Annotated in this window: 25 protein-coding genes; 8 read left to right on the top strand and 17 right to left on the bottom strand. The window is 65.3% G+C overall.

All coding sequences use genetic code 11. The features are described 5' to 3' along the window. Positions 1-83: 83 nt before the first annotated feature. Positions 84-341, top strand: coding sequence for a 30S ribosomal protein S21 (rpsU, locus tag Q1U94_RS01115; RefSeq protein ID WP_366917239.1), 258 nt, complete (start codon positions 84-86; stop codon positions 339-341). Positions 342-422: 81 nt separating this feature from the next. Here the strand turns inward: rpsU and Q1U94_RS01110 are convergent, their stop codons facing one another. After that, on the bottom strand, positions 423-1,820 hold the full coding sequence (locus Q1U94_RS01110) for an ABC transporter permease (protein WP_300541048.1): 1,398 nt from the start codon (positions 1,818-1,820) through the stop codon (positions 423-425). Then, entirely contained in the window at positions 1,820-2,764 is a 945-nt protein-coding gene (locus Q1U94_RS01105; RefSeq protein WP_300541046.1) for an ATP-binding cassette domain-containing protein, read from the bottom strand. The genes Q1U94_RS01110 and Q1U94_RS01105 overlap by 1 nt, the downstream gene beginning before the upstream one ends. Before the next feature lie 163 nt (positions 2,765-2,927). On the opposite strand from Q1U94_RS01105, the gene Q1U94_RS01100 reads away from it, so the two are divergent. Both Q1U94_RS01100 and Q1U94_RS01095 read left to right on the top strand, forming a co-directional pair. Then, complete coding sequence (locus Q1U94_RS01100) at positions 2,928-3,257, top strand: TraR/DksA C4-type zinc finger protein (RefSeq protein ID WP_300541044.1); 330 nt, start codon at positions 2,928-2,930, stop codon at positions 3,255-3,257. A 98-nt stretch (positions 3,258-3,355) separates the two neighbouring features. After that, positions 3,356-4,096 carry a 2OG-Fe(II) oxygenase family protein gene (locus tag Q1U94_RS01095; RefSeq protein WP_300541042.1) on the top strand — a complete coding sequence of 247 codons (741 nt, stop codon included), beginning with the start codon at positions 3,356-3,358 and terminating at the stop codon, positions 4,094-4,096. Here the strand turns inward: Q1U94_RS01095 and Q1U94_RS01090 are convergent. After that, positions 4,093-4,644, bottom strand: a complete 552-nt coding sequence (locus Q1U94_RS01090; RefSeq protein ID WP_300541040.1) for a DUF4269 domain-containing protein — start codon at positions 4,642-4,644, stop codon at positions 4,093-4,095. The genes Q1U94_RS01095 and Q1U94_RS01090 overlap by 4 nt on opposite strands. Before the next feature lie 67 nt (positions 4,645-4,711). Between Q1U94_RS01090 and Q1U94_RS01085 the strand changes: the two genes are divergently transcribed. Together Q1U94_RS01085 and Q1U94_RS01080 are read left to right on the top strand one after the other, a co-directional pair. After that, positions 4,712-5,191 (top strand): DUF6265 family protein, encoded by a 480-nt coding sequence (locus Q1U94_RS01085; RefSeq protein ID WP_300541038.1) that lies wholly within the window; start codon positions 4,712-4,714, stop codon positions 5,189-5,191. Then, the gene (locus Q1U94_RS01080; protein ID WP_300541037.1) at positions 5,191-5,811 is read left to right on the top strand and encodes a class I SAM-dependent methyltransferase; all 621 of its coding nucleotides are present in this window, start codon (positions 5,191-5,193) and stop codon (positions 5,809-5,811) included. Before Q1U94_RS01085 ends, Q1U94_RS01080 begins: the two co-directional genes overlap by 1 nt. On the opposite strand, the gene Q1U94_RS01075 is transcribed toward Q1U94_RS01080, so the two are convergent. From Q1U94_RS01075 to Q1U94_RS01050, 6 genes are all read right to left on the bottom strand, one after another. Then, entirely contained in the window at positions 5,812-6,099 is a 288-nt protein-coding gene (locus tag Q1U94_RS01075; RefSeq protein WP_300541035.1) for a hypothetical protein, read from the bottom strand. It abuts the gene before it with no gap. Between the two features lie 43 nt (positions 6,100-6,142). Then, entirely contained in the window at positions 6,143-6,571 is a 429-nt protein-coding gene (locus Q1U94_RS01070) for a DUF3995 domain-containing protein (protein WP_300541033.1), read from the bottom strand. A gap of 77 nt (positions 6,572-6,648) precedes the next feature. Continuing rightward, positions 6,649-8,052: an NAD(P)(+) transhydrogenase (Re/Si-specific) subunit beta gene (locus Q1U94_RS01065; RefSeq protein WP_300541031.1), complete on the bottom strand. Its 1,404-nt coding sequence runs from the start codon at positions 8,050-8,052 to the stop codon at positions 6,649-6,651. 3 nt (positions 8,053-8,055) lie between these two features. Next, the gene (locus Q1U94_RS01060; protein WP_300541029.1) at positions 8,056-8,376 is read right to left on the bottom strand and encodes a proton-translocating transhydrogenase family protein; all 321 of its coding nucleotides are present in this window, start codon (positions 8,374-8,376) and stop codon (positions 8,056-8,058) included. A gap of 2 nt (positions 8,377-8,378) precedes the next feature. Then, a complete protein-coding gene (locus tag Q1U94_RS01055) occupies positions 8,379-9,509 on the bottom strand; it encodes a Re/Si-specific NAD(P)(+) transhydrogenase subunit alpha (RefSeq protein ID WP_300541027.1) in 1,131 nt (376 codons plus the stop codon). Positions 9,510-9,626: 117 nt separating this feature from the next. Further along, a complete protein-coding gene (locus Q1U94_RS01050; RefSeq protein ID WP_300541025.1) occupies positions 9,627-9,932 on the bottom strand; it encodes an aa3-type cytochrome c oxidase subunit IV in 306 nt (101 codons plus the stop codon). A 211-nt stretch (positions 9,933-10,143) separates the two neighbouring features. Between Q1U94_RS01050 and Q1U94_RS01045 the strand changes: the two genes are divergently transcribed. Next, the gene (locus Q1U94_RS01045) at positions 10,144-10,392 is read left to right on the top strand and encodes a hypothetical protein (RefSeq protein ID WP_300541023.1); all 249 of its coding nucleotides are present in this window, start codon (positions 10,144-10,146) and stop codon (positions 10,390-10,392) included. 3 nt (positions 10,393-10,395) lie between these two features. On the opposite strand, the gene Q1U94_RS01040 is transcribed toward Q1U94_RS01045, so the two are convergent. Further along, positions 10,396-11,346, bottom strand: a complete 951-nt coding sequence (locus tag Q1U94_RS01040; RefSeq protein WP_300541021.1) for an alpha/beta hydrolase — start codon at positions 11,344-11,346, stop codon at positions 10,396-10,398. A 206-nt stretch (positions 11,347-11,552) separates the two neighbouring features. On the opposite strand from Q1U94_RS01040, the gene Q1U94_RS01035 reads away from it, so the two are divergent. Then, complete coding sequence (locus tag Q1U94_RS01035) at positions 11,553-13,010, top strand: sigma-54 dependent transcriptional regulator (protein ID WP_300541019.1); 1,458 nt, start codon at positions 11,553-11,555, stop codon at positions 13,008-13,010. Between the two features lie 118 nt (positions 13,011-13,128). Here Q1U94_RS01035 and Q1U94_RS01030 read toward each other — a convergent pair whose 3' ends face one another. The 6 genes from Q1U94_RS01030 to Q1U94_RS01005 all read right to left on the bottom strand — a co-directional run bounded on the left by Q1U94_RS01030 (position 13,129) and on the right by Q1U94_RS01005 (position 18,068). Next, on the bottom strand, positions 13,129-13,557 hold the full coding sequence (locus tag Q1U94_RS01030) for a hypothetical protein (RefSeq protein WP_300541017.1): 429 nt from the start codon (positions 13,555-13,557) through the stop codon (positions 13,129-13,131). 93 nt (positions 13,558-13,650) lie between these two features. After that, the gene (locus Q1U94_RS01025) at positions 13,651-15,624 is read right to left on the bottom strand and encodes a S9 family peptidase (protein ID WP_300541016.1); all 1,974 of its coding nucleotides are present in this window, start codon (positions 15,622-15,624) and stop codon (positions 13,651-13,653) included. 64 nt (positions 15,625-15,688) lie between these two features. After that, a complete protein-coding gene (locus Q1U94_RS01020; RefSeq protein WP_300541014.1) occupies positions 15,689-16,138 on the bottom strand; it encodes a hypothetical protein in 450 nt (149 codons plus the stop codon). 25 nt (positions 16,139-16,163) lie between these two features. Next, positions 16,164-16,454 carry a DUF2312 domain-containing protein gene (locus Q1U94_RS01015; protein ID WP_300541012.1) on the bottom strand — a complete coding sequence of 97 codons (291 nt, stop codon included), beginning with the start codon at positions 16,452-16,454 and terminating at the stop codon, positions 16,164-16,166. Positions 16,455-16,510: 56 nt separating this feature from the next. Next, positions 16,511-17,542, bottom strand: coding sequence for an alpha/beta hydrolase (locus tag Q1U94_RS01010; protein ID WP_300541010.1), 1,032 nt, complete (start codon positions 17,540-17,542; stop codon positions 16,511-16,513). After that, positions 17,487-18,068 carry a tetratricopeptide repeat protein gene (locus Q1U94_RS01005; protein WP_300541009.1) on the bottom strand — a complete coding sequence of 194 codons (582 nt, stop codon included), beginning with the start codon at positions 18,066-18,068 and terminating at the stop codon, positions 17,487-17,489. Before Q1U94_RS01005 ends, Q1U94_RS01010 begins: the two co-directional genes overlap by 56 nt. A 155-nt stretch (positions 18,069-18,223) precedes the next feature. Between Q1U94_RS01005 and Q1U94_RS01000 the strand changes: the two genes are divergently transcribed. Next, positions 18,224-19,348, top strand: coding sequence for a lipase family protein (locus Q1U94_RS01000; protein ID WP_300541007.1), 1,125 nt, complete (start codon positions 18,224-18,226; stop codon positions 19,346-19,348). 8 nt (positions 19,349-19,356) lie between these two features. On the opposite strand, the gene Q1U94_RS00995 is transcribed toward Q1U94_RS01000, so the two are convergent. Continuing rightward, on the bottom strand, positions 19,357-20,436 hold the full coding sequence (locus Q1U94_RS00995) for an acyl-CoA dehydrogenase (protein WP_300541005.1): 1,080 nt from the start codon (positions 20,434-20,436) through the stop codon (positions 19,357-19,359).

The raw sequence follows: 20,436 nt of genomic DNA, 5'->3' as shown, positions 1-20,436 counted from the left end.
CGTGTGCGCTGACAGAGTGGACACGGCGTCGCAGCTCTGGTAGTAGCCGCGCCTCTGGCGAACTAGCGGCGTGAGGATGGTCCTTGCGTCCAGATAATGGAGAGAGAGCCATCGTACAGATCGTTGTGCGCGACAATAATGTGGAGCAAGCGCTCCGCGCGCTGAAAAAGAAGATGCAGCGGGAAGGCACTTTCCGCGAGATGAAGCGCCGCAATCATTATGAAAAGCCGTCGGAGAAGAAGGCTCGCCAAAAGGCTGAAGCCATTCGCCGTGCGCGCAAGCTGGCCCGCAAGCGGGCACAGCGCGAAGGCCTCATCGCGAAGCGTGGTGGTCGCCGCTAGGGTCGCCAGACTCCAAGCTGTTACGCAAAAACGCCGCGTCCGAAAGGGCGCGGCGTTTTCGTTTTGCACGGATGCCGCCGGCTAGTTTGCCGCTGTCTTCTTCTTCCCGAACTTGAACCAGTTTTTCACCGTGTCCTGGTTGGCCTGGTTGAGGGCGCCCATGCGGAACATGGCACCGGATGCCCAGATCACGGCGATGGCCATGGCGACCATTGCGAGCGTGGTCCCCATCACGTCGAACATGCCGATATCCTGGGGCAGGCGGACCAGCATGATGAAGGGCGTCCAGATCGGCACCCAGCTGGCGATGGCGACGACGGGCGAATCGGGCGCGTCGATGGCGATCATCACCAGGAAGAGCGGCACCATCATCACCAGCATGATCGGGCTCATCAGCGACTGGGCGTCCTGCAGTGTGTCGCACAGCGAACCCACAGCCAGGAAGATGGCGCCATACATCAGATAGCCGACGATGAAATACCCGATCGCCGGACCGATGAGGCCGGGGTCGAACAGGGTTGCCATGATCTCGGCAGCCGGAATGTCGGCTGCCGCCATGACCTGTTGCACCGCGAACCCGCCCAGCGACGCCAGGCCGCCCCAGAACAGCAACAGCGTGAAGGACACGGCCGCCACGCCGAGGAGTTTGCCGACCAGGATTTCGTGATGCCGCGAGGAGGCGAGCATCATTTCGAGTACCTTGTTGCCCTTCTCCTCGATCATCGCGGTCAGCAGCATGTTCACAACCGAGAAGATGACGACCCACAGGCCAAAGGCCGTGGCGACCCCGACATAGATCGGCAGGCGTTCACCTTCGGTCACCTCGGCCGCCTCGGCGCTGCGCTCGGGATTGAGTTCGCGTACGGTGGGCGCGAGATCGTCGGCCGCGGCAATCAGGTCCGGATCGACCCCGCCCTCGATTAGCCGCTGCAATTGCATGTGATCGCGCAGGGCGCTGCGGATGGTCGAGCGCAGGCCACCATCGGTCAGATTGGCGCTCCAGTATTCGATATCGACATCGCCGGGCGAGGGTTCGCTGAGATAGATCGCGGCGAACAGCGGCTGCGGCCCGTCCTGGGTGTCCAGTTCCCGGTCGCCCGTGAGATAGGGGCGCAACGCATCCAGATCGGTGGTCTCTGCCTCGATGCGGATATAGCGGTCGTCTTCCAGCTGCATCGAGCTTTCCAGCGCGGCCTGGACCTGCGGATTGTCGCCGAGCATTTCCGAGGCGACTTCGCGGGCGCGTTCGAGCTGTTCCTCCCGGGCACGGTCCATCTGTTCATAAACGGCCTGTTCCAGCGAGCCGCCGGTCTCGTCGACCAGCACGTAGTAGCGGGTGGGCTGGGAGTTTTCGATGAGGATCGGCATGCCGAAGCCGAGCGCCATGAACATGGGCACCGAGAGCAGGGAGAGCCAGAAGCCCCAGGTGGCGACGTAGGACAGGAATTCGCGGCGGGCGATAAGATAGATGGCACGCATCAGACGGTCTCCGGCTCGCTCGGGGTCTCGGCATCGCGGCCGACCAGATGGACAAAGGCGTCGTGCAGGTGGGCCCGCACCGGTTCGAACCGGGTCAGCTTCACATCGGCGTCGACGCAGGCTTTCAGCACGTCCTGGGCGTCCGAGCCGGCCGCCAGGTCGACGATCCAGACCGAGCGTCCGTCCTGCTCTTCACGGTGAAGATTGCCCATTCCGGCGAGGACCTGGGCAAGGTCATGGTCGGACGCAATCTCCAGCATCACCCGGCGTGGAACCTGTGACAGGGCCGAAGCAACGGTGCCGTCGAAGGCCTTCCGGCCCTTGGCGATGAGCACGATCTTGTCGCACAGGCGTTCCGCGTGCTCCATCACATGGGTCGAGAACAGGATGGTGCGGCCGGCCTGGGCTTGTTTTCGGACGACCTGTTCGAGTGCCGACTGGTTGACCGGATCGAGGCCGGAGAAGGGTTCGTCGAGAATGATGAATTCGGGCTCGTGCACCAGGGTGGAGATGATCTGCACCTTCTGCGCCATGCCCTTGGACAATTCCTTGACCTTGGACTGGGCGACATCGGCCAGGCCGAATTCCTCCAGCATGGCAAGCCCGCGTTCGCGGGCGATGGCGGGGCCGACGCCCTTGAGGCGGGCAAAGAAGACGATCACGTCGATCACCTTCATCTTGCGGTAGATGCCGCGCTCCTCCGGCAGGAAACCGACCCGGTCGAGCGCCGCGGCGCGCGGCCGCCCGCCGAACAGGGCAACCGTACCGCTGTCGGGTGTGAGAATGCCCAGCGCCATACGCAGGCTGGTCGTCTTGCCGGCGCCGTTCGGTCCGAGGAAGCCGGTGATCTGTCCGCGTTCGACGGAAAAGCTGACTTCGCGTACGGCGGGCTTTCCGCCAAAGGATTTCGACACGCCGTTGAGCGCGAGTATTGTATCGGACATGTGGGCCCCTCCCGCTTTTCGGTAGCGACACTAGACAGGCAAGACCGCGCAATCCACCGGTATTCCTCAGCGCGGTGTCCCCCCTTGCACCGGCCGCTGTGCCGGCCGCTTGGTGGTGCAGGGCGATACACCGATACTCGGTGCCGGAGGACACTATGTGCCCATGGGAACAGACGCTGAAAATGTCCGCGAACGGCTGACGGCCCTCAAGGCCGAACTACTGGAGTTGTCGCGATCCGGCCGGGAAGACCGCCGGCCTGTCGAGCTCGACCAGCAGTCGGTGGGGCGCCTGTCGCGTCAGGATTCACTTCAGGTGCAGGCCATGGCCCAGGCCGCCGATGTGCGCCGGTTGCAGGAGGTCCGGCGTATCGATGCGGCGCTGCAGCGCCTCGACGACGGCGAGTATGGCTGGTGCACCGAATGCGGCGAGGCGATCGAAGCCAGGCGGCTTGAGATCGATCCGGCCTCCCCGCGCTGCGCAGGCTGTGCCTGAAGCGACGCCCCGCCCCTGCATGACAGCAATTTCATGGAACCGAAACGCGCGCTTTTTCCGGGCGCTGCTAAGGAGGGCTCAAACCCGGATTTCCGCGTATGAGTCTGCCTGTTTCCATCGATGTTCCGGCCCGCCGGGACGAATATCGCAGCCTGACCCGTGTCCAGCTGCCCGGTCTGTTGCCGCGCAAGCGGCTGCGGTCCGTGCTGTCCGGAGTGGAGACGGTGCCGGGCTGGATGCTGGTGACACGGCTGGGCGGCCGGCACGTCATGCTGGACGCGGCGGAAATGGAGATGCTCGATCCGGGGCGCCGGGCCGAATTCGAGCGGCATGTCGTCGCCGGTGCGCGCGAGGGGTTCCAATATCTCTACGACGCCTATCCGCTGTACGGGAAATGGCATGCCGGCACGTTGCGCCAGGAAGCACCGGCACTGGCAGACATGTTCGAGTTTCTCAACAGCGACGCTTTCCTCGATCCCATGCGCGAATTGCTGGACGCGCCGGATATAGGCTTTGTCGATGCCCAGCTGACACGCTACAGGGCAGGACATTTCCTGACCGAGCACGATGACAGTGTCGACAAGGGTAATCGCATTGCCGCCTATGTGCTCAGCCTGAGCTCGGACTGGAAGGCGGAGTGGGGTGGTCAGCTGCAGTTTCTCGATACGGCCGGCGCGGTGACCCACAGCTTCGTGCCGCGCTGCAATACGCTGTCGGTCTTTCGCGTGCCCCAGCCGCACCTCGTCACACAGGTGGCCTCCTATGCCAGGGGTGGGCGGATATCGATCACCGGCTGGTTCCGGGCAGGCGACGACCCCGGCCCCGGCGCGGTAGGCTAGCGGGGCCTATAGCCGGCACGGTCGATCAGCTGGCACAGGGCCGTGTCCGATGGCGAGGCGAGTTTCAGGATTTCCACGAAAGGATCGCCGCCCAGGCCCAGCACGGCGGCGAAGGCCGGTTCGGTCTTCAGCCCGGAAGCTTTTGCATCGCGGACATCGCGTCTCAGGCGATCCTCGGCGAGCGTCAGCAATCTGTGCTCGGCATACCAGTGGATGTAGCTTTCATGGGTTTCGACTGGCCGGGCGCGGCCGAAAATCTCCACCGGCATGCCCTCGAGTTCCAGGCGTGCAATGACGGAGGGTTCGCCGGCGTGTATATTGTCCGCAACTTCGGCGCCTTCGGCGAAGAAGGTGTCGCGCAGTGCGGTCCTGAAGCGCGCCAGGTCGGGCCCGGCGCTGCAGGCGATGTCGGCGTCGGCTCCGGGGCCGTGAATGTCGAGCGGCGTGGAGCCCACCCATCTCGGATCGAATTCACGCAGGCGTTCGAAGACAGCGCCCCGTTCGAGAATGGCCCGCACCTCGCAGACCGGCAAGATTTCGCAAGACATGAACTGCGTCTTGCCCGAAGCTGTGCCCGTGTCAATCTTGCATTGTATAGGGCAGGAGGAGAAAGACATGATCGTATCGGTTTTGTCGGCAGCCGCGCTGGTGGCGATGCAGCCGGCTGAAGCGGCGGGCGAGAACGAGGACGCGGCTGCACTCGACGGTCTTGCATGGATGGAAGGCTGCTGGTCCGGCCCCGGCTTCGAGGGCGAGATGTCGGAATGCTGGATGCGCACCGCCAGCGGCGAGCTGGTCGGCGCCTTCCAGTATTCCGCGCATGGCGAGCTCCAGTTTTCCGAGATGTTGATGATCGGAACGGCCGGCGGCCGGTTCGGCTATCACGTCAAGCATTTCAATCGCGACTTCACGGGCTGGGAAACGCAGAACGAGCAGGTCACCTTCCCGTTCGAGGCGGCCGATGGGGGACGCACGGAATTCGGCGGCCTTGTGCTGGAGCGCGACGGCGATGACGCATTCCGCGCCTATCTCGACATGCGCGGGTCCGACGGCATGGCGCGGACTGTCGAATTCCACTTCCAGCGGGACCGGTGATGGGATTTTACGGCGAACGCATCCTGCCCAACCTGATCGACTGTGCCTGCGGAGCCCGGCCGATTCTCAAGCATCGCCGGGCCATCGTTCCCGAGGCCGGGGGTGTGGTCCTGGAAGTCGGTCTCGGTTCGGGCACGAACCTGCCCTATTACGATGCGGGCAAGGTGTCGCGGGTGATCGGTGTGGAACCGTCCAGGGGGATGCGCACCAAGGCCGATCGGGCGATCGTACGCCAGGCCATCCCGGTGGAACTGCTCGATGCGGCTGGCGAAGCCCTGCCGCTGGAGGACGCAACGGTCGACACCGTCCTGCTGACCTTCACGCTCTGCACCATACCCGACCATTCTGCCGCGCTGGCGGAGATGCGGCGTGTACTGAAGCCCGGCGGCAAGCTGGTCTTTCTGGAACACGGGCTGGCCCCCGATCCCGGCGTGGTAAAATGGCAGCGGCGGCTCGAACCGATCTGGAAGCGGATCGGCGGCGGTTGTCACCTGACCCGGCCGATGGACCGGCTGATCGGAGAGGCCGGTTTCAGAATCGACCGGCTGGAGGCCAGCTACACGCCGAAAACGCCGAAATTCTCCGGCTATGTCTATCGGGGTGTAGCCGGCATCGCCTGATCAGGGCAGGCCCGGAAAACTGTCGACGAAACGGATCTTGATGTCGGGAAAGCTCTCGACGAATTCGACCGTGAAATCCGGGAAGCTGGTGACGATCTCCCATTCTCCGCACATATCCGGGAAGCTCTCCACCGTTTTCACTTTCAGATCGGGGAAGCTCTCTACGACCTGAACCCGGATGTCCGGAAAACTCTCCACGATCTCCACCTCGCCATAGAGCGGTATCCCGTTCCAGGTGCAGTCTTCGGCAATCGGGTTGCCGGCAAGGGCGGCGAGCAGCGCGAGCATGCCGGCATTGTGGTGCAAGACACCTGAACGCGGCCTGACTGGATCAGGAACGGGGTGCAAGGGCCAGATAGGCAAAACCCAGCCCGAGCAGGAGAATGAGCGGCGAAAAATAAAGGGCGTTCAGCGTTGCGAAGGGTTCAACCGACCGGGCGAAGGGTCCGGGAAGATAGCTGGCGGTGCCCCGCAGCAGGAAAATCGCTGCAAGCCCGGCCAGGGGAATACGCAGAAAGAGCCGCGAATCCCAGTCCAGCACTCCACGGGCAAAGGCGAAGACGCCGGCGGTGAAGATGAGGAACGCAACCAGGAGCGTGAGCCCCGCCGCCGGCATCCGGTCGTGATCGGCACCGATGACCGTCTTCACCAGATCCGGTTCAGCAGCGGCCGGCCAGAGGCCGCCCAGCGCCCAGTATGCATGCAGCGCTGCCGTGGCCCCGAGAACGCAAAAACAGAACCAGCCCACCCACGTCGTCATTGCGGCCTCCCTGCAACCGGCCGGCCAGAGGTAGGCCGCGGGCGCGGTGCAGGGAAGCCGTCACGATGTCGCGGCTGTCAGTCCAGCGCCTTGATGACGCTCTCGGCCATCTTCTTGGCGTCGCCCAGCAGCATCATCGTGTTGTCGCGGAAGAAGAGCGGGTTCTCCACGCCGGCATAGCCCGAACCCAGAGAACGCTTGACGAAGAAGACTGTGCGCGCCTTCCACACCTGCAGAACCGGCATGCCGTAGATCGGCGATCCCGGATCGTCCTCGGCGGCCGGATTGGTGACGTCGTTGGCGCCGATCACGAAGGCGACGTCGGCGTTGGAGAAGGCGGAATTGATGTCCTCCAGCTCGAACACCTCGTCATAGGGCACCTGGGCCTCGGCCAGCAGGACATTCATGTGGCCGGGCATGCGGCCGGCCACCGGGTGGATGGCATAGGCCACGTCCACGCCCTCGTCCTTGAGGACGTCGGCCATTTCCTTGACCGCGTGCTGGGCCTGGGCGACGGCCATGCCATAGCCGGGCACGATGATGACCTTGCCGGCATTCTTCATGACGAATGCGGCGTCTTCGGCGGATCCCTGTTTGACATTGCCCTTGGGGCCCTCGTCGGCCGCGGCGGACCCGTCCTCGCCGAACCCGCCCAGGATCACCGAGATGAAGGAGCGGTTCATGCCCTTGCACATGATGTAGGACAGGATCGCACCGGAGGAACCGACGAGAGCGCCGGTGACCAGAAGGGCCGTGTTCTCCAGCGTGAAGCCCAGCGCAGCGGCGGCCCAGCCGGAATAGGAGTTCAGCATCGACACCACGACGGGCATGTCGGCGCCGCCAATGGGGATGATCAGGGTGACGCCCAGGACGAAGGCGGCCAGTGTGATCAGCCAGAAGGCCAGTTTCGCTTCGCCGGCCGAGGCCATCAGGAAGGCGATCATCACCGCGATGAAGACGCCGATGGCGATGTTCAGAAGATGCCGCGCGGGCAGGATGATGGGCGCGCCCGACATGTTCCCGTTCAGCTTGGCGAAGGCAATCACCGAACCGGAAAAGGTGATGGCGCCGATCGCCGTGCCCATGGAGAGCTCGAACAGGGAAAGGTGTTTCAGATTGCCCAGCTCGTCGGCGATGTGGAAGGCGCCGGGGGCGTAGAGCGCAGCCGCGGCGACCAGCACGGCGGCCATGCCGACCAGGGAGTGGAAGGCGGCCACAAGCTGGGGCATCGCCGTCATCGGAATGCGCCGGGCGATCACTGCGCCGATACCGCCGCCGATGGCGATGCCGCCGACGATCAGGGCGATGGACGCCCCGTCCAGATCGACGGCCAGGAGCGTGGTGACAATCGCGATGGCCATGCCGGCCATGCCGAAGAGGTTGCCGCGGCGGGCGGTTTCCGGGCTCGACAGGCCCCTGAGGGCCAGGATGAAGAGAATGCCGGAGACGAGATAGAGAAGGGCAGCGAGATTGGCGGACATGCCTTAGCGCTCCTTCTTCTTGTACATCGCCAGCATGCGCTGGGTGACGAGGAAGCCGCCAAATATGTTCACGCTGGCCAGGATGATGGCGATGGCGCCCAGACCGCGCGAAAAGCCGGCGCCATTGGGGTCACCGCCGCCCGAGGTCGCCGTGGCCGTGGCGGCCAGCAGGGCGCCGACGATGATGACCGAGGAAATGGCGTTGGTGACGGCCATCAGCGGCGTATGCAGGGCCGGGGTGACGGACCACACGACGTAGTAGCCGACAAACACCGCCAGCACGAAAATGGCCAGGCGGAAGATAACGGGATCAACAACTTCCATGACTATGCGTCCTCTTTCGTCAGGCTCGGATGCACCACCGCGCCATCCCGGGTCAGCGCCATGCCCTGGATCACCTCGTCGTCCCAGTGCGGCGCCTTGGCGCCGTCTTCGCCGACGAGCAGGGGCAGGAGATTGGCCAGGTTCTTGGCATAGAGCGCCGAGGAATCCGCTGCGAGGCGGCCGGGCAGGTTGGCATAGCCGGCAATCTTCACACCGTTGTGCTCGACGATCTCGTCGGCCCGGGTCAGTTCGCAATTGCCGCCATTGGGTGCGGCCAGATCGACGATGACCGATCCGGGGCGCATCGTCTCCACCATCGCCTTTGTGACGAGCTTCGGTGCCGGACGGCCCGGGATGAGGGCGGTGGTGACCACAATGTCCTGCTTGGCGATATGGCTGGCGATCAGCTCGGCCTGTTTGGCCTGGTATTCACTGGACATTTCCTTGGCATAGCCGCCGGCTGTCTCGGCCTCCCTGAATTCCTCATCCTCGACCGCAACGAATTTCGCGCCCAGCGAAGCCACCTGTTCCTTGGCGGCCGGGCGGACGTCGGTGGCCGAGACCACGGCGCCGAGGCGGCGCGCGGTGGCGATGGCCTGGAGGCCCGCCACGCCGGCGCCCATGACGAAGGCCTTGGCGGGTGCAACCGTGCCTGCGGCCGTCATCATCATCGGAAAGGCCCGGCCATAGATCTGGGCGGCCTCGATGACACCGCGATAACCGGCCAGATTGGCCTGGGAGGACAGCGCGTCCATCGCCTGTGCCCGGGTGATGCGCGGCACGAACTCCATCGCCAGTGCGTCGATCCCGGCCTTGGCCAGGGCTTCGGCCCGCTCGCGATTGCCGTGCGGTTCCAGGTGGGCGACCAGCAGCATACCCTTGAGCCTGGCCAGGGTCGCCTCGTCCGGCATGCGCACGGCAAACAGGGCATCGGCGCCTTTCAGCGTGGCCGCCGCCGTGCCCATCGCAGCGCCGGCGTCGGCAAAGGCGTCGTCGGGAATGGCCGCGGTGAGACCCGCGCCCTTCTCGACACGAACTTCATGTCCGCCGCCGACGAATTTCCTGACCGTTTCGGGAGTGGCCGCCACGCGGGTCTCGCCCGCATGTCGTTCTTTCAGAATGGCAATTCGCATTTCGTCCCGCCGCTTATGGCTGTTTTGCGGCGAGGATGCGCGAATTCCCCCGGCAGGGGAAGCCCTGTCGGAAAAAATCTTTGTGCGGTGCGATATCGGCCGGCGTGCGGCGCCGGATCAGCCTGCCAGGGCGATCGAGAAGAGCTGGGCGATTCCGCCGCTGATCAGGCCGAATACGAACAGGCCCGCCACGGTGACATACCAGGACATCTTCATCCGCAGCGCCAGACCGGCGAGAATGCCGACGAGGGCGACGGCGATGAGGGAGGCCATCCAGTTGAAGCCGGCTGCGAAAACGAGCGTGAGATAGAGCACGGTGACGCCGGTCAGGAGCGAGCTCCAGACCGAAACCGAAATGAAGCCGTCGAACGTGGACTTGTGCTGGGCGATATCCATCTCGCCACGAACGTGATCAGCCGCCATTGCTGCAATCCCTTGTCGTCAATTCGCGATGTGCGGGTGAGCGGATAGCATGGGTCGCCCGCCCCGCCAAGATGCCCGACTGCCGCGGATTCCCGGCCGCTGTGACTTGTCTGCCGCGGCAGCGCGGAAAATCGCCGCCGGGGTGCATCCTGCGGCTGGCGACCGGGCGAGTACGTCTCTAGGATGCGACGGGATGTTGGGAGGCGTCGCGATGAAGATTCCCTTTGCACTCTGGTCGGCCGTTGTGGCGCTGGGCGTCTACGGTGCGCTGGTGGCGCTCGCCTATCGCGATTTCGGCGTGCTGGATCCGCTGTGGAACCGGGCCTTGCAGATCGGGGGCGTCTGGCTGGGCCTTATCGTGCTGGCCGGTATTTTCGGCGCGCTGCGCAGGTCTTTTACATCGCGTCCCGCCGATATCCCGTCGGATGTCGCCCGCGAACTCGATTCCCATCCCGAATAGGGATCACACGCCCCAGCCCGGCCCGGTGAGGACTTCCAGCGCCGCAGCTACGGCGATGGGCTGGTCGAGAATGAGGTGGTGCTGGGCATCCGGGATCGAGACCATCGTGGTGTCCGGTCCGAACGTGTCGCGCATATAGGACCAGATCTCGTCCGTGACCAGGCGCGACTGGGCGCCGCGGAAGAGCGCGACGCGGGTCTTCAGCGCGCCGACCAGTTGGGCGGGCGGCGGGCGATTATAGTCCAGCTTGTCCCACAGGCGGGGATCGAACTTCCAGGTCCAGCCGTCTGTACCGTCGGGACGCCGGGCCTGTTTCAGGCTTTTGCGCGCTATATGGTCCAGCAGGAAGGCGTTGGCGCAGGGCTGTTCCGGCAGCAGCCGGAAGCGCTCCATCGCGGCGCGGAAGGTCGGATACACCGTTCCGCCGCGGCTGGGCGGGGAGGAGCGCCGCTGTTCTTCCGGCGGGCGGACCGGGCTGTCCAGGACGCCGACGCCGCGCACTTGCTCTCCGAACTCCATACCCAGGGCCAGCGACACAAAGCCGCCGAAGGAATGACCGACGATGAAGGGCTTGCCCGCGTCGAAGGCGCCGCCGGCCTGACCGGCCGCAATCACCTCGCATGCGTAGGTCTCCATGACATAGCGCTCGCGATGATCGCTGTCGCCCATTCCGGAAAGATCGAGCGCCACGACCCGGCGGGTAGGAGCCAGGAAGGGACCGATACTGTCCCACCAGTCCTTGTGTGCGACCCCGCCATGCACCAGCACCAGGCCGGGCTGGCCGCGTTCACCCCAAGCCTTCCACACTACATTGGCGCCTTCGACATCGACCGAACCGCGTTCGCACGGCGTGTCGAGTGCCTGGACAAACCAGTCCGGTGCAGGCGGTTTCTCGCCGGCGAACTGAATGAGAGGGGCGGGCGGGCGCGGGGAGGCGGCGGCTTTTTGGCTCATGATCAAGCGCTAGCCCCGGACCTGGGCTGCGTCAATCTCCGGCGGCGTGACCGGCGGGCCGCGCGTTATGCTTAACCGGTCGTTGCCGGGGCTTAAACGTCAAATTTAGAAGAGTGTCCCATAACGGTGCGCATAGACGCCCCACCGCAAGGTGGCGAGGTCAAAAGACCCGGCGGAATAACAAGGCGACCGAAAAGGCGTGGGTGATGGTGAAATCTGTTCTGATCGTCGATGACGATCCGACGCAACGCCGCCTTCTCCAGGCGGTGATCGAGAAACAGGGCTACAAGGCCGAGACCGCGGAGAGTGGCGAGGCGGCCCTGGATCGCGTGGCATCTCCGGGGATCGATGTCATGCTGCTGGATCTGATCATGCCCGGCATGGACGGAATGGAGACGCTCGAAGCGCTCCAGCGCAAGCAGCTGGACATTCCGGTGATCGTGCTGACGGCGAGCGGGGGGATCGAGACGGTGGTGTCGGCCATGCGGGCCGGAGCCGTCGACTTCTTCGTCAAGCCCGCCTCGCCCGAACGCATCGCGGTGTCGATCCGCAATGCACTGAAGGTGCAGAACCTGTCCGGCGAAGTGCAGCGCCTGTCCAAGAAGGCGACGAACAAGCTGGGCTTTGCCGACATGATCGCCGGTGCGCCGGCCATGAAGCAGGTGGTGCGCCTGGGCGAGCGTGCGGCGCAGTCGGACATTCCGATCCTGATCACCGGAGAAAGCGGCGTCGGCAAGGAGCTCGTCGCCGGTTCGATCATGGCGGCGTCCAAGCGCGCCGGCGGCCCCTTCGTCGCAGTCAATTGCGGCGCAATCCCGGAAAATCTGGTGGAATCGACCCTTTTCGGTCACGAGAAGGGCTCGTTCACCGGTGCCGTGGGCAAGCATATGGGCAAGTTCCAGGAAGCCGATGGTGGCACGCTCTTCCTGGACGAGATCGGCGAGCTGCCGCTGGACATGCAGGTGAAGCTGCTGCGGGCGCTGCAGGAGGGCGAAGTCGACCCGGTCGGTTCCAAACGCCCGGTGAAGGTCAATGTGCGTATCATTTCCGCGACCAATCGGGATCTGGCCGAACAGGTGGCCCAGGGACAATTCCGCGAGGACCTGTTCTATCGCCTGAATGTCTTCCCGATCGAAGTGCCCTCGCTGAAGGCCCGCAAGGACGATATCCCGGCGCTGGTGCGCCATTTCATCGGCCGCTTCAACGCCCAGGAGAACAAGTCGATCCTGGATGCGGCGCCGGAGACGCATGCCCTGCTGTCCAGTTACGACTGGCCCGGCAATGTGCGCCAGCTGGAAAATGCGGTCTTCCGGGCCGTAGTGCTCTCCGACGGAGACTACCTCAAGCCCGAGGACTTCCCGCAGATTTCCGGCCTGTCGCCGGATATCGCGTCTACGCCGGCGGCGGCGGAAAGCCTGGCCAGCGATGTCGCCGGCATGGCGGCGGACCAGCACGGCGATCTGGGACCGATCGAGATCATGGACGAGGCGGGCAATCTGCGCTCGCTCGAGGATATCGAACGCGATCTCATCGAGTTCGCCATCGAGACCTATGCGGGCCGGATGAGCGAGGTTGCGCGCCGTCTCGGCGTCGGCCGGTCCACGCTTTACCGCAAGGTCCGCGAATACCAGCTCGATGTGGACGGGGTTCGCGCCGCGGGCTAGCCGGACAGGCAAACCAGACGTCCCCTGCCGCGGGGCGCGCCCGGACAAGCGGGTGGGGATGGACGGGCCGGTGCCCTTGGGGGAGTGCCGGCCCGTTTTTCATGGCGGTGAGGGGCGGTCAGGCGCGGGCGGCGGTCTCGGTCTGGCGGCCGAGCCAGCCGGCATAGACCGGCATCAGCGCGGCCTCGCGGCGAAAGCGGGCCTTCAGCTGGCGGACAAGACGGGCCAGCGACATGTTGAGGCCGGCGATATCGCCGCGGCCCGTCAACAGGCCGAGCTCGATCCGCGTGCGGTGAATGTCGATGCGCGCCGACAGACCGCGCAGCTGCCCGTCCAGATGAGTGACATAGTCACGGGTCAGCGGATCGGCAGCCAGTGTGTCATAGATCCCTGCCGTCCGCTCTTCGGCGAGCAGGTCCAGTGCCGTCATGGCGCGGCGGAAGGCGAACTGGCCTTCGCCGGAGGCAAGGCCCCTCCGTTCGGCCTCGCCCATGGCGTTGAAGAGCTCGGTTTCCAGCCGTTCGAATTGTTCGACGTCGCGGTCCATGGATGTGCCCGTTGTGTTGTCCGGACAATCTAGCGGCCGACCGTCTTTGACGCGCGGGGAATCCGGGATCAGATTTAACCGCCGCCTAACATTCTACTCGCGGGCGAGCTGCTCCTCCACGAATTCGGCCTGGCGGCGGTAATAGAACAGCCGGTTTGCCAGTTTGCGCCAGCCATGGCCCTCGTCGGGAATGCGGATGAAGGGGGCTTCGACACCGTTCTCCCGCAGGGTGCGTACCATGGTCTCGGTCTCGGAAATGTCGATCCGGGGGTCCATCACGCCATGGCTGTAGAGCACCGGAACGTCGATCCGGCCAGCCTGCTGGATCGGTGAGTTTTCGGTGTAGTATTGCCGCCAGTCGCTGTCTGTGATGTCGCCGTACTCGATCCGGTCGGAGGCCTTCAGGGCCGGCGAGGCGATTTCCAGCGCATTGACCCAGTCCGACACGCCATAGCGCGAGACCCCGGCGATGAAATGGCCCGGGAAATTGGCCAGAACCGCATTGACCATATAACCGCCATAGGAACCGCCGGAGACGGCGGCGCGGTTGGCGTCGACCCGGCCGTCCTCGCGCAGATAATCCAGCATGTCGATCAGGTCGCGCACGCTGTCGAGCCGGTTTTCCCGGTCGTCCAATGTGACATAGGTGCGCCCGAAACCGGTCGAGCCGCGCACATTCGGTTCGAAGACGGCGATGCCCCGGTCGACATGGTATTGCACCACGGGATCGAAACTGGCCACGGACTGGCCGGTGGGCCCGCCATGGACCTCGACCAGAAGCGGCGGCAGTTCGCCGCCGGCGGAGGTCTCGTCCGGCAGGTAGAGCAGGCCCTGCAGTTCCACACCGTCCCGCGCGGTCATCCGGATCGATTCCGGCCGCACCAGCCGTTCCGGGTCGAGACCGGCCAGGGTGGAGCGATAGGCCAGTCCGATCTCGCCGGTGGCGATATCCCAGACGAAGATGTCGCCCGGCGTGCGCCACCCGTTGATGGTGATCGCGATGCGGCTGGAGGCGCCGCTGCAGCTGAGCGCGTAGTATCCCTCCGGCAGGCCGGGCGGTTCGACATCCTCGCCGCTGCTCAGATCGCGCACATGCAGGCGGTAGAAGCCGTCATGATTGGTGGTCCAGGCGAGATAGCGGTCGTCCGCGCCGCACAGCGAGACATTGCCCGCATCGGCGTCGATGGCGAAGAGGGTCTGCATGTCGCCATCGGCAAAGCCATAGCGCGTGACGGCGGTGAACTCGTTTTCGAGATTGGTCGCGAACCAGACGCTCTGCCCGTCATCGCTCCAGGCAAAGCCGCCATCGCCGTGATTGGCGCGGGGATCGGGACGAGACAGCGTGTTCAGCTCGCCGGTCGCCAGGTCGAGAACGTAGAGATTGTCGGAATCCTCGCCCACGCTCTCGGTCACGATGACGCGTTCTCCGCCCGGCGAGACGGCGCGCGCCAGATAGGCGAACTCTCCCTCGAAGACACGCCGGGTTTCTCCAGTGGACAGCATGGTGACGTAGATGTCGAAGTCCAGACCGTTGCGCTCGGTCGAGGCATAGACGATGCGGTCGCTATCGGCCGTGATGTCGCCGAATATACGAAATCCGTTCTCGGTCGCCGGCAGGATCAGGCGTTCCTCCGATCCGTCGGCGCTGACGAAGTAGTAGGCCGGCCGTTCGTTGCCGTCATTGTCGGCGCCGTAAATCAGGCCGGATCCGTCGGGCAGCCAGCGGAAGAAGGAGACCCCGTTGCCGAAGGTCAGCTGGTGCGGCTGACCGCCGTCGGCCTCGCTGATCCAGAGCTGGGCCTGTCCGGTGATGCCGAGCGAATAGGCCACCCGGCTGCCGTCCGGCGAGAGACGTGCACCATTGGCGCCGGAGGCCATCAGATAACGCCCGATATCGGCCGGGTCCTCGCCGGCCAGGCCGACGCCGATGGCCTCGCTGTCCGGTTCGATGGCTTCGATCGACATGTCGGCACCGGCGTGGCCGCCGGCGACATTCGTGGGCTGGGCGAGGGTTGCCGGACAGCCGATCAGCGCCAATGCGAATGCGGTGTAGGTGAAGCGGTGCATGGTCTCTCTTCCTGTCTGGGCGGGAGCGTAGGTGCAGCCCGGAAGGGCGGCAAGTCAGGCGTTGTCAGACGTCCGTATCGTCATCGCGGACGACCCGGAACCGCGCGCGCCGGTCCTCGGGTGTTGCCGGGTCCGGCCCTTGTGCAGGCCTTTCGGCCGGAGGGGCGCCGATATCCTCGTTGATGTCGCGACTGCGCGATGTGTAGCCCGGCGGTTTGCGCCTGAAGCCCTGGCCGCGCGACATCGGCTTGCGGGCCTTGCCCTTTGCCTTCTTCTCGATCTCGCGCAGCTTGACGGTCTGGCGTGCCGACAGCGCCTCTTCGGTATTGCCCTTGTCCGGATCGTTGAAAGCCGAGCCGTAGGTTTCCAGCCGTTCTTCCAGCGAGCCCAGGAATTCTCCTTCCCATTCGGAAAGTTCGCGGTCCGGCGTGCCGGCCTCGTCCGCAGCCTTGCGGGCGCGGCTCAGCCGGCGCAGGGCGCGTCTGGTCTTCTTCTCGTCGATCTTGCGAACCATGAAGCCTCCAGCGGAGGCCGTCAGACTAGCCTTCCACGGCACCCAGATACAATTCCAGAAGCGCGTCGGCTTCCTGGCGTTCGCGGCGGTCGATCTTGCGCAGGGAAACGACCTTGCGGAGGATCTTGGTGTCGAAACCCATCGACTTGGCTTCGGCATAGACCTCTTTCATGTCCGCCATGATGGCGGCCTTGTCTTCTTCCAGGCGTTCGATGCGGGCGACAAAGGCCTTGATCTGCTCGCGTGCGGCGCCGCCGATGGCGTCGGACTGGTCGATGGGGCCGTCGGTTTGGGGGGCGGTGTCGGTGAAAGCCATGTCGCGAACCTCGTGTCAGGGATGGGCCGCGAGACTAGTGCCGCATGTCCGCGGTCTCAAGCCGCCCCGCCAGCGATCCGCACGCTTTCGCGCAGTTCGCCGCGCACCTGCCGGACGGCGTCCAGAACCTGTTCGGGATGATGGTGGTGCAGATTGTGTCCGGCCCCGGAAATCCAGCGCATCTCGGCCCGCTTCATCCGCCTGGCCACCTGTCCGGCATGGCGGTGCGACCAGAGTACGGTATCGGCCTTGCCGGCCAGGATGACGGTGGCGTGGCCGATATGCTCGTAGCGGTGCTCCTGGCATTCCAGATGCGTGTTCACATTCGCCATGTCGCGGGAATTCGCCTGCCAGATGTCCGGGCGCAGCAACAGGGTCAGGGCCGAGCGGTCGATATAGGCATCGGGCACCGGTTCGGGATGGAAGGCGGCCACCGCGCCCGCGGCGGCCTGCGAGCGTCCGGTCAGCGGGACGAGGATGTACGAGATCAGCGGGCCGAGTACGGGCCAGAAACTCGCCGCATTGAACCAGGCTGCCTTGCCGATCCAGGCCGACAGGGCGGGTGCGACCAGGACCAGCCCGTCGACCCGGCCGGGATGGTCGATGGCCAGGCGCATGGCGATAGCGCCACCCCAGGAGTGTCCGATCACGGTCGCGCGCTCCAGGCCCAGCGCCTCGAGAAACCGGGCGATCAGGGCCGCCTCGTGCCGGGGCGACCAGTCGCCGCGCGGCCGTTGCGACCAGCCCAGGCCGGGCCGGTCGAGCCAGATGACGTGTTCCTGCCCGAACACGCCGGACAGGGCCATGTGCGGTTCTTCAAGATTGGACGCGGCGCCGTGCAGGACCAGCGTTGCGGGCTTCGACGGATCGCCGCTTCGGCGATAGTGCAGGCGCGTACCGTCGATCGTTGCGAACTCGCCCCGGGGCGGATGGGCCGCCTCGATCCGGCGCACGGCCTGCCTCGCGCCAATTCCTGCCGCGAGGAGGACGGCCAGGCTGGCCCCGGCGAAGAGCGCGGCGGTCAGCATCGCGTCAGAGCGCACGCCCGGCCAGCGCGTCGGCCAGGCGGTCGCGGGCCTCGCGGGCATCCTCATGGGCAGGATAGATGGCCAGGGCGGCCTCGTAGGCGTCGAGGGCCGCCTCGATCTCCTCGGCCCGTTCCAGCACACGGCCCAGGGTGAGATAGGCGTCGTAGCGGCGCGGCTCCAGGGTGAGCGCGGTGTTCAGCGTTTCCAGCGCATAGGCCCAGTCCTCGAAGCGGGCAGCCATGCGCCCGGCGGCAAGCCAGCCTTCCGCGAAATCGGGATCGAGCCGGATCACGTGATCGTACATGCGGGCGGCGATCTCGGGATTGTCGGCCGCCTCGGCGGCCTGGCCCCGGTCCATCAGCAGGGAAATAGTGTCCGAGCCGGAATGGGCCCACAGGGCGCGAATCTCGTCGACAAGTGGAGCCGCCTCACGCGGCGTTCCAGCCTCGGCCAGCGCGTCGAGACGATCGTCAAGCCGCTCTTCCGGCGTCCGGAATTCCGTCTGCGGGGCCACTTCCACATCGGCGGGCGGCGTGTCCTGCACGGCCAGGGCGGTGGTCAGGGCGATAAGTGCGGCGAGCATCATGGTGCAAAGGATAACGCAGCGCCGCGGCCCGTCCAGCGGTGAGGGGCAGAAGGTGGAAAGGATTTAACGCGATCGGTACGCGGTCAGATCGAGATAGCGCCGGCTTGCACGCCAGGGTATAATTTCCGCATCAAGTACGCTGGGGAGGCGAAATCATGCAATTCGAGATCAATGCCGACATGGCGCTCTCGACGCCGCCGGTCCGGCGGGCCGCCTATTCCGACCGCACCGCCTGGCTGATGGCGGTGATGTCGCTCCTGGCCTATGTGCCCTTCGAGGCCCCGCCGACCCAGGCCGACCTGCGGGAGATCGCCGGTGCGCTGGCCGGGGAATCCGATGTCGAGGCCATTCTCGTGGCGCTGAACCATCTTGTCTCGCCCGGCCGGGGCGAAAGCGGGCGGGCGGTGCTGGAAACCCAGCTCGGCCGGATCGGGTTCGAACTGGTCAAGACGTTCTCTATCAGCGACGGGCTGACGTCGGACACCCAGGCCTTCATCGCCAAGGTTTGTGTGGAAGAACGGGACGGTGAGCCGGCGGCGCCGATGCTGGTGCTGGCCTTCCGCGGTACCCAGCCCACCCGCATTGCCGACATCCGCTCGGATATCGATGCCGTGATGATCACCGTGCCGGGCGACGATGTCGTGCCGGCCCTTGTCCACCGCGGCTTCTTCACCGCCTTCCAGTCCGTGCGCGAACCCATCGATGCGGTGCTGCGGCGGTATCCGGAAATGCCGGTCTATGTCACGGGCCACAGCCTGGGCGGAGCGCTGGCGGTCGTGGCCACGCGTTTCATCGCCAATCAGTCCGAGGGCGCATGCTATACATTCGGGGCGCCGCGTTGCTGCAACGAGGTGTTCGCCGACCAGATATTCACCCCGATCTATCGCGTGGTGAATGCGTCGGACGGTGTTGCCGCCATCCCCTTCGATGCGAGCGTGATGCGTGTTCTCACCTGGGCTGTCCGGCGTATTCCGGGTGGCAAGGTGATTGTGCCGCATCTGGAAAAGATGAAGGATTACCGCCATCTCGGCGATGCGCGGCACCTCGCCCACGCGGCTGTCACCCTGGACGCTGATGGCCGGCCGCAATTTCCCGGCATGCGGGTCCGGCCCAACCCCACACTGCTCGAACGCTGGAAGCATCTGCGCCAGAGCTGGGGCGCGCCCCTGTCCGATCACGACATCCAGCTTTATGTGGAAAAGCTCGCCTGGCATGCGCGCCAGCGTCTGGCAAGGCGCCAGACGCTGAACACGAATACCGGATCGGGAACGGACAGCTAGGTTCGCCGTCAGGCCGCCGCGGCCATGTCCGTCAGGGCCATCACCTTGCGCAACTGGTCTTCGGTATCGCCCAGCTGGTGGTCGATCATGATCAGGCGCTTGGCATAGTGCGAGCCGGCATATTCCCAGGTCATGCCGATGCCGCCATGCATCTGGACGGCTTCCTCGGCCACCAGTTTTCCGGCCCGGCCGATCAGGTTCTTCGCCTTGGCCACGGCCAGGGCGTGCCCGTCCGTCTCGAACATGCCGGCGGCATGGATGACGATGGAACGGGCCTGTTCGATCTCGATGGAGAAATCGACCAGCCGGTGCTGCAACGCCTGGAAGAGCGCGATCGGACGGCCGAACTGCTGGCGCTGCATCAGATAGTCGCGCGTCATCTCCTTTATCACGTCCATGGCGCCGACGGCTTCAGCGCACAGCGCCAGGCGGCCGGCATCGAGCGCGGCTTCGATGGTGTCGAGCGCATCCTCGGCCAGGCAGTCCGCCGGCGTATTGTCGAGGACGATCTCCGCAGCCCCGCCACCGTCGATCATGGCATAGGACAGGATTTCGGCATCGGCCGCCTTGATCTCGTAGAGGCCGATCCTGCCGGCGGCAGATTTCGCCGCGACCAGGATCCGGTCGGCCACGTGACCGCCATAGACCACGGTCTTGCGCCCGGTCAGCTTGCCGTTTTCGGCCCGCGCGGCGATCTCGCCGAGATCGCCGAAACTGTCGCTTTCGTCAAAGGCGAAGGCGGCCTTTTCGGTGCCTGCGACGATGGCTTCGATGCGCTCGGCCTTGCCGTGCGACGCATAAAGGCGCAGGGCCATGAGATTGCCCAGGAGGGGTTCCGGGCACAGGGCCCGGCCGATTTCCTCGAACACGGTGGTGATGTCGAAACCGGCGCCGCCGAAACCGCCATCGTCTTCGGAGACGAGGGCGCCCATGATGCCCAGCTCGGCCAGGCCGGCCCAGCCCTTGGGGTCGTGGAAATCGCCCTCATAGGCGATCGTGTTGCGGTGTTCGGCCGGATAGGTATCGGCCAGGAAGCGGCGCAGGCTGTCCGCGATCATCCGGCGGTCGTCTGTCGGTGTGAAATCCAT

Origin of the sequence: Maricaulis sp., from assembly GCF_030149515.1 — a bacterium.
Lineage (GTDB): Bacteria > Pseudomonadota > Alphaproteobacteria > Caulobacterales > Maricaulaceae > Maricaulis.
The sequence above is the reverse complement of the archived record's forward strand: the minus strand, read 5'-3'. Positions and strand labels throughout refer to the sequence as shown.